This is a genomic window from Paraliobacillus sp. JSM ZJ581 (genome assembly GCF_044383835.1).
Classification (GTDB): Bacteria; Bacillota; Bacilli; order Bacillales; family Amphibacillaceae; genus Paraliobacillus.
This window is the reverse complement of sequence record NZ_JBISEP010000006.1, coordinates 1-16,962: the sequence shown is the minus strand read 5'-3', so window position 1 is coordinate 16,962 and position 16,962 is coordinate 1. Positions and strand designations below refer to the sequence as shown.

17 protein-coding genes and 1 pseudogene are annotated in these 16,962 nt (G+C 34.4%); 4 read left to right on the top strand and 14 right to left on the bottom strand.

Annotated elements, in window-relative coordinates; genetic code table 11:
• Window positions 1–79: 79 nt before the first annotated feature.
• The 3 genes from ACH6CY_RS05290 to ACH6CY_RS05280 all read right to left on the bottom strand — a co-directional run bounded on the left by ACH6CY_RS05290 (window position 80) and on the right by ACH6CY_RS05280 (window position 2,843).
• A complete protein-coding gene (locus ACH6CY_RS05290) occupies window positions 80–1,042 on the bottom strand; it encodes an ROK family glucokinase (protein ID WP_374066234.1) in 963 nt (320 codons plus the stop codon).
• 1 nt (window position 1,043) lies between these two features.
• Window positions 1,044–1,250, bottom strand: a complete 207-nt coding sequence (locus ACH6CY_RS05285; RefSeq protein WP_374066370.1) for a YqgQ family protein — start codon at window positions 1,248–1,250, stop codon at window positions 1,044–1,046.
• Window positions 1,251–1,391: 141 nt separating this feature from the next.
• Window positions 1,392–2,843: a spore germination protein gene (locus ACH6CY_RS05280; RefSeq protein ID WP_374066233.1), complete on the bottom strand. Its 1,452-nt coding sequence runs from the start codon at window positions 2,841–2,843 to the stop codon at window positions 1,392–1,394.
• 181 nt (window positions 2,844–3,024) lie between these two features.
• On the opposite strand from ACH6CY_RS05280, the gene ACH6CY_RS05275 reads away from it, so the two are divergent.
• Complete coding sequence (locus ACH6CY_RS05275) at window positions 3,025–3,891, top strand: hypothetical protein (RefSeq protein ID WP_374066232.1); 867 nt, start codon at window positions 3,025–3,027, stop codon at window positions 3,889–3,891.
• Between the two features lie 293 nt (window positions 3,892–4,184).
• Here the strand turns inward: ACH6CY_RS05275 and ACH6CY_RS05270 are convergent, their stop codons facing one another.
• The 4 genes from ACH6CY_RS05270 to rpmG all read right to left on the bottom strand — a co-directional run bounded on the left by ACH6CY_RS05270 (window position 4,185) and on the right by rpmG (window position 6,544).
• Complete coding sequence (locus tag ACH6CY_RS05270; protein WP_374066231.1) at window positions 4,185–5,435, bottom strand: rhomboid family intramembrane serine protease; 1,251 nt, start codon at window positions 5,433–5,435, stop codon at window positions 4,185–4,187.
• Between the two features lie 84 nt (window positions 5,436–5,519).
• Window positions 5,520–5,705: a hypothetical protein gene (locus tag ACH6CY_RS05265; protein ID WP_374066230.1), complete on the bottom strand. Its 186-nt coding sequence runs from the start codon at window positions 5,703–5,705 to the stop codon at window positions 5,520–5,522.
• 58 nt (window positions 5,706–5,763) lie between these two features.
• Window positions 5,764–6,315, bottom strand: a complete 552-nt coding sequence (locus ACH6CY_RS05260; RefSeq protein ID WP_374066229.1) for a 5-formyltetrahydrofolate cyclo-ligase — start codon at window positions 6,313–6,315, stop codon at window positions 5,764–5,766.
• A 79-nt stretch (window positions 6,316–6,394) separates the two neighbouring features.
• A complete protein-coding gene (gene rpmG, locus ACH6CY_RS05255) occupies window positions 6,395–6,544 on the bottom strand; it encodes a 50S ribosomal protein L33 (protein WP_182199635.1) in 150 nt (49 codons plus the stop codon).
• A 191-nt stretch (window positions 6,545–6,735) separates the two neighbouring features.
• Here rpmG and ACH6CY_RS05250 point away from each other — a divergent pair, with 191 nt between their 5' ends.
• Together ACH6CY_RS05250 and ACH6CY_RS05245 are read left to right on the top strand one after the other, a co-directional pair.
• Window positions 6,736–7,095: a hypothetical protein gene (locus ACH6CY_RS05250; protein WP_374066228.1), complete on the top strand. Its 360-nt coding sequence runs from the start codon at window positions 6,736–6,738 to the stop codon at window positions 7,093–7,095.
• Window positions 7,092–7,568: an endolytic transglycosylase MltG gene (locus tag ACH6CY_RS05245; protein WP_374066227.1), complete on the top strand. Its 477-nt coding sequence runs from the start codon at window positions 7,092–7,094 to the stop codon at window positions 7,566–7,568. The genes ACH6CY_RS05250 and ACH6CY_RS05245 overlap by 4 nt, the downstream gene beginning before the upstream one ends.
• A 73-nt stretch (window positions 7,569–7,641) precedes the next feature.
• On the opposite strand, the gene phoU is transcribed toward ACH6CY_RS05245, so the two are convergent.
• The 7 genes from phoU to ACH6CY_RS05210 all read right to left on the bottom strand — a co-directional run bounded on the left by phoU (window position 7,642) and on the right by ACH6CY_RS05210 (window position 15,713).
• Window positions 7,642–8,301 (bottom strand): phosphate signaling complex protein PhoU, encoded by a 660-nt coding sequence (gene phoU, locus ACH6CY_RS05240; RefSeq protein WP_374066226.1) that lies wholly within the window; start codon window positions 8,299–8,301, stop codon window positions 7,642–7,644.
• Window positions 8,302–8,370: 69 nt separating this feature from the next.
• Window positions 8,371–9,180 carry a phosphate ABC transporter ATP-binding protein PstB gene (gene pstB, locus ACH6CY_RS05235; protein ID WP_374066225.1) on the bottom strand — a complete coding sequence of 270 codons (810 nt, stop codon included), beginning with the start codon at window positions 9,178–9,180 and terminating at the stop codon, window positions 8,371–8,373.
• Window positions 9,181–9,195: 15 nt separating this feature from the next.
• Complete coding sequence (gene pstA / locus ACH6CY_RS05230) at window positions 9,196–10,080, bottom strand: phosphate ABC transporter permease PstA (RefSeq protein ID WP_374066224.1); 885 nt, start codon at window positions 10,078–10,080, stop codon at window positions 9,196–9,198.
• Window positions 10,081–11,037, bottom strand: coding sequence for a phosphate ABC transporter permease subunit PstC (gene pstC, locus ACH6CY_RS05225; RefSeq protein ID WP_374066223.1), 957 nt, complete (start codon window positions 11,035–11,037; stop codon window positions 10,081–10,083). It lies immediately after the preceding gene.
• 78 nt (window positions 11,038–11,115) lie between these two features.
• Window positions 11,116–12,099 carry a PstS family phosphate ABC transporter substrate-binding protein gene (locus ACH6CY_RS05220; RefSeq protein WP_374066222.1) on the bottom strand — a complete coding sequence of 328 codons (984 nt, stop codon included), beginning with the start codon at window positions 12,097–12,099 and terminating at the stop codon, window positions 11,116–11,118.
• Window positions 12,100–12,267: 168 nt separating this feature from the next.
• Window positions 12,268–14,385, bottom strand: a complete 2,118-nt coding sequence (locus ACH6CY_RS05215; protein WP_374066221.1) for a peptidoglycan D,D-transpeptidase FtsI family protein — start codon at window positions 14,383–14,385, stop codon at window positions 12,268–12,270.
• 50 nt (window positions 14,386–14,435) lie between these two features.
• Window positions 14,436–15,713, bottom strand: a complete 1,278-nt coding sequence (locus ACH6CY_RS05210) for an MFS transporter (RefSeq protein WP_374066220.1) — start codon at window positions 15,711–15,713, stop codon at window positions 14,436–14,438.
• Between the two features lie 244 nt (window positions 15,714–15,957).
• On the opposite strand from ACH6CY_RS05210, the pseudogene ACH6CY_RS05205 reads away from it, so the two are divergent.
• Window positions 15,958–16,821 (top strand): annotated as a pseudogene (locus tag ACH6CY_RS05205) (IS4 family transposase); the annotation flags it as partial.
• Window positions 16,822–16,962 lie beyond the last annotated feature (141 nt).

The window sequence follows — 16,962 nt, the reverse complement described above, 5'->3', positions numbered from 1 at the left end:
AAAAAATAAACCCTTTTTATAAAAAAGGGTCATTTTAAATTATGGATATACCATTCTACGCAACTAAAAGATAGTTATTTTATCCTATATTTTGTTTTACCAAATAAGCTCCTCCGTATATTCCTGCATCGTTACCTAATGTAGCCACTTCAAACTCACTACCTTCTATTATTCTAGGTAAAGCATATTGTTCAAATGCACGACGTAAAGGGCGTAATAAATTTTCTCCTGCTTTTGAAACACCCCCGCCTATAATGATTTTAGATGGGTTAATTACTGTCGCTACGCTTGCAATACTATATCCCAATACATCGGTTACATGGTTAACAATTTCTTGAGAAACTAGATCTCCTTCATTAGCTAAATCAAATACATCCTTTGCTGTTAACTTGTTCTTCATTTTATAGCGTTCTGCTAATTTCGTATCTTTCCCTTCATTAACAGCTTCCAATGCTTGACGCGCTATACCTGTAGCGGATGTAACAGTTTCTAAACATCCAGAACGACCGCAATTACATGGTGCTCCTCCTTCTTTTTCTACTGTAATATGACCGATCTCGCCAGCTGTTCCATTTGATCCACTGACTATCTTTCCATTAGCGATAATTCCACCACCAACACCAGTACCTAAAGTAACTACTATTAAATTATCTACTAAATCGCCAGAACCTCTCCAGTTTTCTCCTATCGCCGCTACATTAGCATCATTGTCCATATATACTGGCAAACTAGATAAGTCAGATAACTTTTTACCTAATTCAAAATCATTCCAACCAATATTAACCCCGATTAATATAACTCCTTTTTTAGCATCTATAAAGCCAGGTGCACCAACACCAATACCAGCTATAGTTGAAATATCCAAGTCATAATCAATCATTTTTTGTTCTATTGATTTCCATATGTCAATTGGGATTTGATCTCCCTTACTTGTTTTATCTGTTGGTATTTCCCACTTATCAATAACTTCACCTTCATTTTTAAACAATCCTATTTTAATTGTGGTGCCACCAATGTCTACTCCAACTAGATTTTTGTTCATTTTATTCCCCTTCCTTATTTTCAACTTGAGACATTTCTTGCCTTAATAATAAGATAGCCATTTGGTACTCTTCTACTGACAAACATTGTGATTGATATAACTCTTTTATTTCTGCTTCCATCAGTTGAAGGTCAGCTAAACGTTCTCCTATGTAAATAATAGTCCCAAACTTTTTCAATAACTGTTGTACATCATAAATTGTTTTCATCATATCACCTACTCCATTATATCAAATTTATATGGGAATAATAACATTTTTTATACAATAGCATTTTTTGATTGTTTTTCATTTTTATTCATGCACTTTCGAGTAATCATTAAAAGTGTCAAAAAAAAATCCTATATCGAGTTAACGATCAGGATCTTTAGGATCTAAAAACGCGGGGCGCTTGCTTTTCAAAGGAATAGGCGTTCGAATCATCACATCAAACAAAGCCTTTCCTGAAAAAGGAATGAATGGCCAGAAATAGCCTGTTTTAAATGTATTCATTTGTATGAGGTATATTAACCAGCCAGTTATCCCAATAACGTAACCTTTTACACCAAAAATTGCTGTCGAACACAATAATATGATTCGAACAATCCGATTAGCTAAACTTAATTCATAACTCGGAGTTGCAAATGTGCCCATGGCTGCAACAGATAAATAAAGCACTACTTCATTTGAGAATAACCCTACTTCTACCGCAACTTGACCTATCATTATAGCAGCAACTAGACCTAAGGCAGTAGCAAGTGCTGTTGGTGTATGAATCGCAGCCATTCGTAACATATCTATTCCAACTTCGGCGATTAAGAATTGCATTAACAACGGAATCACTCCTAATTCCTCAGGGCCTAAAAACGCCAAAGTATCAGGTAATAAATTCGGTTGTGAAGACATCAAAAAGTAAAATGGCAAAATAAAAATGGAAGCAATGACTGCTATAAACCTGACTAATCTTAAATATGCACCAACTAACGGCTTTTGTCTATATTCTTCTGCATGCTGCAGATGGTGCCAAAATGTAGCTGGCAGGATCATCACGCTAGGAGAGCCATCAATAATTAAAATAATGTGTCCTTCATACAAATGGGCTGCAGCCGTATCTGGCCTTTCTGTATACCGAATGGTCGGATAGGGATTCCAATGTCTCCCACTTAAATATTCTTCAATAGTTTTTTCTGCCATTGGTAGCCCATCTGTATCAATCTTTTTTAGATGATCTCTTAACAATTTTACTTTACCCGTATCGGCAATATCCTCAATATAACAAATGCAAATATCTGACTTCGATCTTCTTCCAATGCTAGTATACTCCATTCTTAAAGATCGATCTCTTATTCGTCTTCTTGTTAGTGCTGTATTAAAAATAATCGTTTCCACATAACCATCTCTGGATCCTCTTACTACCCTTTCTAGATCTGGTTCTTCTGGACCGCGAACAGGGTATGTACGTGCATCAATCATAATGATCTTATCTAAACCTTCAACAACTAAAGCAGTAGGACCAGCTAATATGTTATCACCTGCTTCAATCAAATCATCGACCGTATCTAATTCAACATAAGGAATATAGGTTCGTAATAATTTGATCAATGTATCTGGTTCGAGCTGCTCTTCTTTTAGTTCTGCTAAAAATCGCATAAGATAGTGTAATATATCATCTTTAGCAAACCCATCAATTAAGAACATTGACATATTTCTACCTGCATAGTGTAGATCCAATTGAATGATATCAAAGCTTTGGTCTACGCCTAAATAATCATTCAGAAAAGCCACATTTTTATCATAGGATTTATTTAACTTATTTGTCACCATTAACAGACAACCCCTTTTTGTTCACAATATTTTCCTCTTATCATCCAGCAATTATAAGCTAAAGGGATTAAGCTCAATTGTAAGTCTATCCATAGCATGTACATATTAATTAAATCCATACTTCATAAGTAAGATAGCTCGGTCATATATATATACTATTTAACGAGCTGAGGGTGATAAAATGCGATATCTTTCAATCATAGTAACATCATGCATCGCTATAGCATTTACTTATTGGATAATTCATAAAGAGCAAATCGATACAACATTGAAGTATTTTCCTTTTGATTCAAAGGTGAAATTTATTCAAGCAGAAACGAAACTCCATTTTTTGACTGAGTCGAAGGAGCATGTATATCAAATAGATTGGGAAGCAACGTCTGAAGTAGATCAACCTGTTTATTTAAGACAAGATGTGTCACTGTTATATGTTGATGGCGTTTTGAAAGGGATGAAAAGTAAATGGCAAGAAGAAATGCCACAGATAAAATTACGAACAAAAATAGACGGGGAAGGAAGTAGTCATTACCAAGCGATTTCCTATCATCATGCAGAGGTACATTATCCTGAAGATGTAATTAAAAGCGTGCAAACCATGTCAGCAGATGAATTATATGTAATCGACTCTGCGTATACGGCATTAGAATCATTTCGTATCCCAGAAAATAAAAAACAAAAAGAATGGAAAGAAGCCTTAGATCATGCAACTACACAACAATTGCATCTACACTGGAAAGAATTAATTGACTATTATCACATACCAATGAATGCCTATCATTATGTTCCACTTACTGCTATTAGCCAATATGAAACAAAGCCTCTTCCTAACTTAACGATGGAACAAACCCAGAAAGTAATCGCACAGCTGTGGGAAGGACTGTATAGTAACTACATCCTTCCTTTCAATCAAAATAAATCAACAGTGAATAGTTTTGTTCCATTAGTCTTGTTTGATAAACAAGGTAAACAATTGCGGGTGCTATATCAAGATCAAACTGGAGAAAAAAAACAATTGATTCAAAATTATGATAATTTAAATGTGTCCTGATACAACGAAGAAAAAATTTTATTATTTGGGTTTAATTTAATCGCTTTTTCTAAGGAAGCTTTGGCTTTTGTCCTTTCGTTTCTATCAAGGTAAATCAGCGTTATATTATAATTCGTTTCAGGAATTTTATTTGGAACAATTTTCACTAATTCTTGTAAATCAATTAACGCTTTCGAGCTTGGGCTTAAGTAAAGGTGAGCATACGATCGATAAAATAATAATGCTGGGCGATAGTGACTAGGTTGTTGATCTAAAACGGTTGTAGTTGTATCAATGATTAACTTACAATCTTCTTAGTTCACTGATTCATTAATATACTGTAGTTGGCGGTAGAGTTCGTATTGATTTGCCTCTTGTTGCACAGCTTCATTAGATAAACCATAAAAAATAATCAAAATTGCTACAATTATAACAACAATACTTGCACCGATTTGCTTCAGTAGTTGTTTCTTTTTTGGAAAATACACCATAGCAGCAGCAAGAAAGCCACCTAATAAACCACCGATATGTGCACCATTATCAATTTGTGGAACAGCAAGTCCAAATACGATATTAAACCCAATTACACCAATAACATTCCAACCCATTGTTTGGAAGAATATTCTTTTATGGTTCATTCCAAAATACAATAAAGCACCAAACAAACCAAATATTGCTCCAGAAGCACCTGCTGCTACTTGTGGACTAAGTGCAAAACTCGTCACTCCTCCAATTATACCGGAGACAAAGTATATAATTAAGAAACGCATATTACCATAAATGCGTTCAACTACGTTACCGACAACATGAAGTGCCAACATGTTCATAAAAACATGCAACATGCCAATATGAAGAAACATGGAAGAGATAATTCGCCACCATTCTCCATTTATAATAGCAGGATTATATTTCGCACCATATTCTATTAATATTTCTGTCTCTGTACTGCCACCCTGAAGCTCTAGCCATAAGAACATGAGTACATTTATCCCCAGAATAACATAGATGAAAAAAGGTTTTCCGTATTGAAACACCTTCTGCCTATCTCTCTGCTGTCTATTATATTTCGTTATGATTTGGGTGCGTAACTGCTGTGTTAATTGTTCTTTCTCCCATATACTTTCTGGTAATTCCATTTGTACTTGTTCTGAATTTAGTGCATTAAATAATCTACTCTGCTCAAGTTGGCGATTTTCTTTATCGATATAGAATGTTTCCATTTGCTCAAATTTATGGTGCTTCAATTTTAGTCGTTGTTTAAATCTTTCCCAATCATCTACAGGTGCATATTCAGAAATATAGATATTAAATAGGTCAATCTTGCGCCCTAAAAAAAGTTGAGCCAGTTTTTCACTTTGATAAATAGTCTGCTTATAATCTGCCTCTAATTGATTTCTCCAGTCAAATCCAGACTGTGCCAAGCGAAGCACTTGATTATTGTATTTGTTTTTTCGTTGTAACCAAACTTCAGATTGACTTTTATGTATAAACACTAGTTCAAATTTTTCATGATCAATCAAATAATTAATTAGTTTATAAAAATACAACATCGTATCTATTTGCATCTATTCCCCCCCTTTGTCACTATTGTACCATCAAAGAAGTTAATTAAAGAAGGAAATGCATGAACACACCTCCTCCAACTCGCTTTATTTTGTTGATTGAAAAAGGTCATCAACGATTTGATTACGTACTAAAGGTAATCGCATACCAATGGTTACGATCATTTTTCGGATAAGGGTGATGGCTAACAGTGAATTAATGATTTTGTACCTTTTCTTAATAATTAATGAGCCACCAATAACTAGACCAATAACTAACCAAACATTACGCATACTAATCGCTTCCTTCCATATATGTTATTCATATATATCTTTCCACGATTCAATCAAATTATGAGCAAACGATTAAATCAGTTACAGGAATATCAAATGGTTCAATAGGAATGGAATGCACAACTTGACCAGACCAAGCTATTGAAAGTGTTGTTCCGTTAAAATTGCTTAGAAAGCGATCATAATAACCTCCACCGTGCCCAATTCGATAATGCTCAAGATCAAAGACAAGACCTGGCACTATTAACAAATCAATTGTATCTGAAGTAACTTCTTTTGTTTTATCAGGTTTTGGTTCTTGCAATTGGTAATACACGGTTTCAAGCTGCTCAAAATCTTCTAATTGATAAAAAGTAAGGCTTTTTTGTTTTGGGTTACATTTTGGAACAACTACCGTTTTACCTTGGTTCCAGGCTTCTCTTATAATGGGTTTGGTATTCCATTCATAACGTTGAGAAATAGTTGTGCCGATTACTGTAGCTTGATTCCAAGCTGGTGACTTCCATAATTCATCTTGAAGCGCTGTTTGTATATTTTTTCGCTGCTCGTCAGTTAATTTTATAAGTTTTTGCTTTATTTCATTACGTAATAAAGTCTTCTGATTGTCCACTTATCCCACCCTTTCCCCACGTATGTTAAATAATAAGCAAAAAACCCTCACCTGGATTGGTAAGAGTTTTGTTATCGTACTATTTTGTTTCACGATGAAGCGTATGTTTTTTCAAACGTGGACAATATTTTTTTAATTCCAAACGTTCCGGGTTTGTACGTTTATTTTTTGTAGTAATATAATTGCGTTCACCAGTTTCAGTGCAAGCAAGTGTAATATTTACGCGCATCATTATCCCTCCAAACTGTTCAACTATCTTCAATGTTAAACTATCATCTTCAGACTTATTTATATTATCAAATCTATTCATATAATTCAAGTAAATCTGTCATGTATTCAAATATTTTTTTATCAGATATTGTTCTAATCGACCAAAATGTGTTATAACTATGATTGTACAGAAGCAGGAGGGGAATATTTGTGTTATTAACATTAATTAGTATTGGCATCATTGCTATTGTTTTATTTATTTTATCTTTTTTTGCTAATGATCGATTGAAACAAATAGAAAATCAAGTAGAACAACTTTCAATAGCTACATTACAAGATACTTATCAAATAAAAAAGAAAATTAAAATTTTAGAAGAAGAACTTTTGACAGATGAACTAACCAGTATAGATTTTCAAAAACCAAAGTTAACACCGACAATGAAAAAAGTAACACAAATGTACGAATCTGGTAACTCCATACCAACTATCGCTAAAACCACTAATTTAAGTGAGTATGATGTTTATTCGTTAGTTAAACAATATTCTAAAGATAGAGGCGTTAAACAATGAAACAAACATTACGCGCCTTCGCAACCGGATTACTTACAGCAACGCTTATTATAGCTGTAATTTACTTTATCGAAAAAGATGATACAGAAGATAATAAAGCGGTTAATTTAACAACAAAGCAAATGAAACAAGCCCTAGAATCTCAAGGTTATACCATCTCCTTGGAAACAAATAAAGATGAACAGGAACAAGTAACCCCTGAGCCAAACGATTCAAATCAAGCGGATCAGCCAAATGAACAAAATAGTAAACCAAAAGAAGTCCGTATTTATACACTTACCATTGAATCAGGTATGACTATTTCAGAAATAGCCGAGATACTAGCTGATGCAAAAATTATAAAAAGCACTCGTTCATTCATATCCTATTTGCAAGATCATGAATACGGAACAAATATCCAAGTCGGTCAATTTGAGTTAACGGATCAAATGACTTTAGAACAGATATCCCGTACTATTGCAAACAAAAATTAAAACAGAACGTTAGAAATGAAGTCACCCCTTTCAAGTAGACAGCGGGTAGCTCATTTTCTATCGTTCTGTTTTCTTATTCATTTAAATCTAACGATTGGCCTTTTACTAAATACATAATATTTTCTGCAATATTTGTTAAATGATCTCCAAATCGCTCAATGTATCGTCCACTAAACGCCATTTGCATAATCAACTGAATTTTTTGTGGGTTAGTTGCAGTTTCTTCTAATAATTCCTTTAATACATTTGCATACATCCCATCAATCAAATCATCTAATTCAGACAATTTTTTTGCTAAGGTAATATCCTCTTCACGATAAGATAATATCGCTAAGTCTATCATACGAATAGCTACTTCGCGCATGTCATCTAATGCCGGGTGAATGGTTAATTCATGATTCTCACCTAAATGCAACGTAGACCGTGCAATGTTTTTCGCGTTGTCAGCCATCCTTTCTAAATCAGAGGCCGTACGAATAGCTACAATTAATTTACGCAAATCAGACGCAACTGGCTGCTGGCGCGCAATTAAAAGAATTGACGTTTCATTAATATCTAAGTCCATCTTATCTAATGCTGCATCTGCATCAATGACACGTTCAGCAGCTTTGATATCTGCCTGATATAAAGCAGTCACAGATTCATTCAGTTGCTTTTTTGCCTTTTCAGCTAACAAAATAACTTTATCCTTTACCTCTTTTAATTCTATTTCAAATTGTTCTCGAACGACCATTGGATCATGCTCCTCCTTTTATTACATTGTCATTCAACTCGATTCACAAACTCAAAGGCTATACTCCTATTAACCAAAACGACCAGTAATATAATCTTCTGTTCGTTTATCCTTTGGTGTTGAAAATAACGTATCGGTATCTGAAAATTCAACAAGCTCTCCATTCAACAGAAATGCTGTATGATCAGATATACGAGCTGCTTGTTGCATGTTATGTGTAACAATGACAATAGAATAGTCTTTTTTCAATTCTTGAATTAACTCTTCCACTTTCAATGTTGATTTTGGATCAAGCGCAGAAGTTGGTTCGTCCATCAATAATACATCTGGTTCAATAGCAAGAGACCTGGCGATACATAATCGTTGTTGTTGCCCTCCTGATAATCCATACGCATTTTCTTTTAAACGATCCTTTACTTCATCCCAGATATATGCACCACGTAAACTTTTCTCTACAATTTGGTCCAATATTTTCTTGTTTTTAATACCGTGAATTTTCGGTCCATAAGCAATATTTTCATAAATCGATTTCGGAAAGGGATTTGGCTTTTGAAAGACCATTCCTACATTTGTTCTTAACTCTTCCACTTTAAATGATCGATCTAATATATTTTGGTCACGATACGTAATGGTTCCTGAAGTTCTAACCCCTTGCACTAATTCAACCATACGATTTAATGTCTTCAAATAGGTTGATTTTCCACAACCGGAAGGTCCAATAATCGCTGTTACTTTCTTTTCATATATTGGTAAATTTATACTTTTAAGTGCATGGGATGTGTTATACCATAAATTTAAATCTTTCGTATGAAACACTACATTGTCGCATTCTTTTTTTATTTCATTCGAATGTTGCGTTTTCTCTATTAGCACGTTCATTCCCTCACCCTTCTATTAATATCTGTGTTGAAATTTATTACGAATGATGATTGCTACTGAATTTAGTAGAAACAGCATAATAAGTAAGACAATTATTGTCGCTGAAGCCAAATAAGCATATTCATCAACTAAAGAAGAATCAATTGTCCAGTAATATATTTGCATTGGCAAAACAGTAAATTTATCAAAGATCCCCCCCGGAAATGGTAAAAGTAGTGCAGGAATTCCTAGCACAACCAGAGGTGCTGTTTCACCGATAGCACGGGATAGTGCAAGAATGGTTCCAGTTAATATACCGGGTAAAGCAGCTGGTAAAATAATGTTTTTAACCGTTTGCCATTTTGTAGCTCCTAAACCATAGGAAGCTTCACTTAAATGTTGTGGTACTGAACGAATAGCTTCCTGACTTGAAACAATTACAATTGGTAATATTAACAATGACATCGTTAATCCACCAGCTAATACAATATTTCCAAAGTCCAGTGCACGAACGAAAATCGTCATGCCCAAAATGCCATAAACAATAGAAGGAACACCCGCCAAATTAGCTATATTTGTTTGAATAAGCTGTTGAAAACGACCTTTTGATGCATATAACTCATTGTAAATAGCTGTACCTATACCAAGAAACATAGTAACAGGTACAACAACAGCCATTAACCATAATGTTCCTAATATTGCTCCCATAATCCCTGCTCTCTCTGGATTGGTAGAAAGTTTACTGCTTAAAAAATGTAAGTCAATATAACTCAACCCTTCTGTTAGTACACGGATAATTAAAACGGCAAGAACAATAAGTCCGAACAATGTAGCTAAAAGGAATATCGACTTTAATGTTTTATTTAGAATTAATCTTGTCCCCATGTTGTTTTTCACTTTTTCTGCATCTATATATTTCATCTAATATTCCTCCTTGAAACGCTTGGAGATATATCGAGCGATAATGTTCATAATTAAAGTAAAGACAAATAGCGTCATTGCCACTGCATACAGACTGTAGTAAATCGTTGAACCTGCTGGCGCATCTCCACCTGATACTTCAACAATATAAGCAGTCATTGTTTGCATGGATTCGGTAATGTCAAAAGTAAAGTTTTTTGAACTACCACTTGCTATCGTTACAATCATCGTTTCGCCAATAGCTCGTGATATCCCAAGTACAAATGAAGATATAATCCCCGACAAAGCAGCTGGAATAATAACCCGAAAAGTTACTTCTAATTTGGTTGCCCCTAATGCTAATGCCCCTTCTCTCATTGCATTAGGAACAGAACTCATCGCATCTTCCGACAATGATGCAATCATTGGAATAATCATAATACCCATTACAATTCCTGGGCTTAAGATATTGGTAGCTTCTAATCCAGGAATGATTTGTCGTAACAGTGGTGTAACAAACGTAAACGCAAAGAAACCATATACAATCGTAGGTATACCTGCTAATAACTCCAACATTGGCTTCAACATTCTTCGCACGCGATCTGTTGCATACTCGCTTAAATAAATGGCTGTCATGATCCCGATTGGTCCAGCAACTAACATTGCGATAATAGAAGAAATGATCGTTCCGTTTATGAGTGGTAAAATACCAAACTCGGGATTTTGACTTAAAGGTTTCAGTATTGTTCCAGTAAAAAATTCAATAATGGAAATACGTTGAAAAAATTCAACTGTCTCAGTTACTAAAGTTACAATGATTCCAATTGTAGTCAAGACAGATAGTAGCGCGATTAGCAATAGCAATTTAGGTATGACCTTTTCACCAATTGCAAATAAATTTTTTGCGTTTTTATTTTTCGCTAATAATTTTCTTACTTGAACTGAATTTTCTATATTTGTTTGGTTATTAGCTTTCATGTCTTACACCCTTTCAACACTAGCAATAAGAAGAGAGCTAACACTCTCTTCTTCTCTCACTAGTACCTTACGCTTTTTTTATTGTAACCCTTCTAAGAAATCTAAATGTGCTTGTACCTCTTCTTCTGGTATAGGAGCAAATCCTGTTTCACCTGCAAATGTATTTACATTGTTCATAACAAATAATGCATAATCTAATACTTGCGGCTTTTCCTTCGCATTATTTACATTTAAGTAAGTGAATACTGGTCGAGTAAATGCTTTATATGGTCCGTTTTCATCAATCGTTTCTAAAGATGGTTCAACGGCTCCTTCACCGAAATCAATACTTACAGCTTGTAAGCTATCTTGATTATTCACATAGTAGCCAAATCCAAAGAATCCAATTGCATTTGGGTCTTGAGATATTAATGTAACTAACGTAGAATACTCTTGTTGCAAATCGATATCCGACACTAGATCTTGTTCTTCTAAAATGCTTTCATAGAAAAACTCATATGTTCCATGATTTTCATTTGGTCCATAGGTATTTATCTTTTCACTAGGCCATTCAGGGTTAATATCAGACCAATTAGTTACGCCAGCGTCAGCTTTAAAAATGTTCATTACTTCTTCGGCAGTCATTTCAGTAGCCCAATCATTATCAGGATGCGTAACAATGGTTAACCCATCAAGTGCCACTTTTAATTCCTCTACCTCAATTCCTAGTTCTTCTGCTGTCTTTGTCTCTTTATCTTTGATTTGTCTAGAAGCATCATTGAAATCTGTACCATCTTCCGCTAAAAATTTTTCAAAACCTGCACTTGTTCCTGAACGTCCTACTTCTACTGAAACATTATCTTGCTCTGTGAGCATATATTCTTCAGCAACGCGCGCCATTAAAGGATATACAGTACCTGATCCATCGACAACAACACTGCCTTCTAATTTTTCTGACGAAGCTTTTTCATCTGTATTTTTTGTGTCTTCTGAATTTTTACTATCACCTGATCCACACGCAGCAAGGAATCCAATTGTCAGTATAGTTAACAGTACAAATCCGATCATTTTAATTTGTTTCATATTAATAGTCCCCCTTAGTTTTTTGAAAGCAAAATCTATTTTTTTGCTATATTCTTATCATAACGATTAATTTTTAAGCTATAGTTAATTGAGTGTAAAGAATCTGTAAATAATCATTTTGTCAAAAAAAGAGGAAAAGCCTTATCAGCTTTCCCTCTCTTCACATCGTTATTCATTTACGCCTTCTATATCTTTTTCAGTTTCTGTTTTACCCTCTATTGCACGTTGTTCTTTTAATTCGAAATATTTATTAATAATTCGATTACCAATATTATGATGAATACCATTTTGGTCATTTCCCGTCCCAGCTCTAGGAACGACAATAGAAAAAGCGATTTCTGGCTCGTCATACGGTGCATATCCTACTAATGTTAAATTGTAGGTTTGTTCTTTTAATACATCATCCTCATATACATCATTTTGTGCTGTACCAGTCTTAGTCGCTACTTTATAAGGATTATTACTCCAATGTCTTCTAGCGGTTCCGTGAGTTACTACACGCCTAAAACCTTCTTTAACACGATCAATATAATCTTGTTTCATAGATACTCTATTTAACACATTTGTATCAAATGATTCAGCTACAGGGCCCAACGACTCTTTTGATCCATTCGCTTGATGAATTTCTTTCACTAAATGTGGTTGAACACGATAACCATCGTTAGCTATTGTCGATACATATTGCGCTAATTGCAATGTTGTATAGGCATCATACTGTCCAAAAGATAAATACAGCAAATTACCCGCTTCTGGATCTTTCCCAATAATACCTGGCGCTTCATACGGTAAATCTATTCCTGTTTCTACTCCTAAACCAAACTGACTATAATAATTACGTAAAGTTTGAAATGCTTCATAATTAAAACTACGTAGTGGCTGATTGTATTGATAGTTCGCACCTGCTAATCTTACTGCTATTTCAGCCATATAAATGTTGGAAGAATCTTCAATCGCTTGAATGTCATTAATAGACTGCATATTCTTCCAAGAACTCATTAATGGTGTTCCTGCTATTTTCATTGGCTTATCATAAATTCTTTCTCCTGGGCGAATGACACCAGAATCTAATCCAGCTAAAACTGTTGCGCCTTTAATCGTTGACCCCGGCATATTATTATTATAAATTGTTCGATGGCCTTCATCACGATATTCATTTGTTTTCCTATCTCGATGCGCACCTGACATTGCCAAGACTTCTCCTGTTTGTGGATCCATCATTACAACGAGTGCATCTTCCATGTAGCGATTTTCAGAAGGATTGGATTTAATAAAACGCTGTAACTCTTCTTGTGTGATCTTATCAACAGCTTGTTGTAATTCAATATCAACTGTTAAAACTAAATCGTCTCCACTTTTTCCTTCGACAACTGTCTTTTGACCAACAATTTCATCATTATTGTTTGTAGTGAATTCAATGACTTCTTTTTGCCCACGTAACACACTTTCATATTCTTTTTCCAAACCACTTGTTCCTACGCGATCATTTCGACTATAGCCCCGAGCTAAATAATATGCTTCATTTTCTTGTGGGATCCCTTGATCTGTTGTCGTAATATTCCCTATAAACGTTGAAAAGGTATCTTCCACTTTTGACACTCTATTCCAATCAATCTTCGCGTCAATACCTTCTAATTCATATAAATGCTCAGATACTAAGGCGTATTCTTTCTCTGTTACATTTTCATTTTTTATAATATGAGGTGTAAACTCTTTAGCTGCATCTAATTCTTTTTTAATTGCAACCACATTTAACAGGTTAGAATCTGACCAATCATACTTGTTATAATCCTCTTCGGTTATTTTATCTAACATAGCTTGATATTTGTCACTAGCATTCATTTCATTTTCTTTTTCTGTCAAACGATCTTCTGCTTCTTTAGCATGAAAGAGATACCAATATTCTTTCTTGTCTCTTTCCCTAACAATTGATGATAAATCTTCTTTATCCTTCGCCATTGTAATATATTGAGCTAGCTTTTTGGCTAATGTTAAACGTTTTTCAGGTTTATGGCCATTTTTTGGTGGCGTATAAGTAATTGAAAGTGTAGATTCATTTTCTAACATCAGGTTATGATATCGATCATACATCAGACCTCTTGGAACAGAAAGATATGCTTTTGTACTCTCCGTTTCATCAATTTTCTTTTGGGCTTCTTCCCCGTTTAAGATCTGAACAACCCCTAATTGTAAAATTAATACCGAAAACAAACCAAAAATAAAAACAAATAATATATTTAAGCGAAAGGGAATTTGTGACTTGTTCTTTTTTTTGTTACTTTTCCCCATTACATACTTCCCCCTAATCATTTTTCACTAGAAATAGTATAACATGTCACTCATCTATTTTCATGATTTATTATATCTTCTTTCACCCTTGTCAATTCGTTTTCAGGTAAAAGTGGCAATGTAATATCTTTAATTAGAAAATAGACGAGAAAATGCCCACAACCTAATATAAGTAATACAATAGGAATACTTGTTACAGGTGTTACAAGTTGAATACTTATTAGAAAAATGATTATTGAACTCACTCTCCCTATATTAAGAAAAACCTCCCTAACAACAATATATTCAATCCGCATTTCTCCGGCTCTCCAACCCTTGCCGATCACATCATAGGTAAGAGAAACATATGGAACAGTAAATAAAGGATAGGCAATACCAATAATAGCGCCATACAGCAATAAAATTGTATAATTCAACTTAAAAATAATTAAAAAGATTGCCAAAAATAATGTCATACCTCCAAAAAAAATAGAGCGTTTTCTCATATGCGGTTTAACGAAACGAGTAGCTGCATAATAACATAAAAACGAGCAGCCAGAAAAAACCAAATTAAATGTACCTAACGCTAACTCACTATTTGTTGAAATAAATACCCATATAGAAATAACAAAAACAAAAATCCCTTCTCTAAGTCCCTGTAATATGTGTGCATATAAAATTTTAGACCAATCTTGATTATACCTTCTTTCTTTTATTATCCTCAGAAAATTAAATTTTCCCTCTGCCGATCGACGCTGAATAAAGAAGCTACATGTTACGGCTCCGATGAATAACAAAAAAGAAATAGTGAATATCACGGTGTAACCTTGACTGTTGTCCCATTGCGAAATAATATACCCAGCCAGAACTGGACCAATCATTCCACCGAAAGATTGCATTAAACCTAAGAACCCGTTAAAAAAATCCCTTGTTTCCGGTTCTGTAATTTCAAAAGTAAGTACATTAAATGCTAACCAATAAAATCCATAGCCAATACCTAGCAAGCTTCCAAGTAACATATTGTAAGTTGCAGCCTTCTCCCCTACAAAAAGTACCGTTAAAAAAAATATAGCTAGTGTGCTAACGCCGATTCGCAATACTAATACACGGTCTATTTTTTTTGCCATTTTCCCTGCAACAATAAAGGTAATGGGCTGTAGAATATAAACAAACATATTATAAATCGCAATAGAAACATAATCATTAGACTGTTTCCACAAATATATATTTACAAATGTATTAGATAAAAAAATTGCAAGTGCATAAAGACCGCCAATTGTAAGTAATAGCTTTAGATCTCTATTCACTTCCATATCTCCAAGCAAAATAGTTATATATTTTTTCTTCATATCCTATCTCCTTTATGTTCTACTGTTATTTTGAACAAAAGCAAACAAGATATACAACGACAGTTTATATAAGCATCAACTTTTAAAGATTTGTTACTCATGTTAATTCACTAGCGTCGCATTAAAATATTTTCGTGTGATACTAAATACAGAATTTTCTGTATTTAGTATATTCCCATAAAAAAATCCTTTATAATGGTTGGTGGTAGTAACCTATCCAAATCCAATATAAAGGACAAAAGTCATGGATAAGTCTACACGAAAAACATCATTTACACAATGGTTAACGCCTATTAATCAAACTTTATTTGAAGAACAGGTGAAAACATATCAACTGAATCACTATACAAAAAAGCTACATATGGATTCATTTATGTCATTACTGCTTTATGCTCCACTTCATGAAACTGAAAGCTTACGAGCACTCAGTGATGCTGTTTTCTCAGATGATTTACAACAAGCAATTGGGTTAGAATCCATTAGTTTTTCACAGCTAGGAAGAAAGCTAAATCAGATGCCAACTGCTTTCTTTCAAACGATTTTTCTGGATTTAGTTGCTAAGATCCATGAAAAAACAAATTTTCAAAAACGAAGAAAAGGAACAACACCCTTAAAGATCATTGACTCTAGTACATTGTCATTAAATTTAACGAACCATAAATGGGATGAATTTCGTAAAACAAAGTCAGGTGTAAAGCTACATTGACGACTTGTGTTTATGGAAAGGCGCCTTTCCTATCCAGATCAAGCGATTCTTACCAATGCAATTGAACATGACCGTGGACAACTAGAGGTTTTGATCGACGACAAAGCCTGCATGTATGTTTTTGATCGGGGCTATCTGGATTATGAACGATTCGATCGTATGACAGATGATGGTTGCTTTTTTGTTTCACGCTTGCGAAAGAACGAGGTAGTAAGAGTGCTTGAGACTTCTCGACTTCCATCAGTATCTAACGTATTATCAGACGAAATGGTTGTCATCGGAACATCGCAAAATCGTTCAGAAAACGTATTTCGCAGATTGAAACTATTAGATACAATAGGAAATGAGCTAACTTTACTCACCAATCGCTTTGATTTAGACGCTGATGAAATAGCCGATATCCGTATTTCCACGAGCTAGGTAGACACGATCAAACTGATTATTGATCAGCATTGGCTCTGTAGCGCACGAACAACATCCGATAATAGACTCATATTGGCTCCAGTTCGTACCTCAACAGAAATCGCGCCGACATGTAGGAAA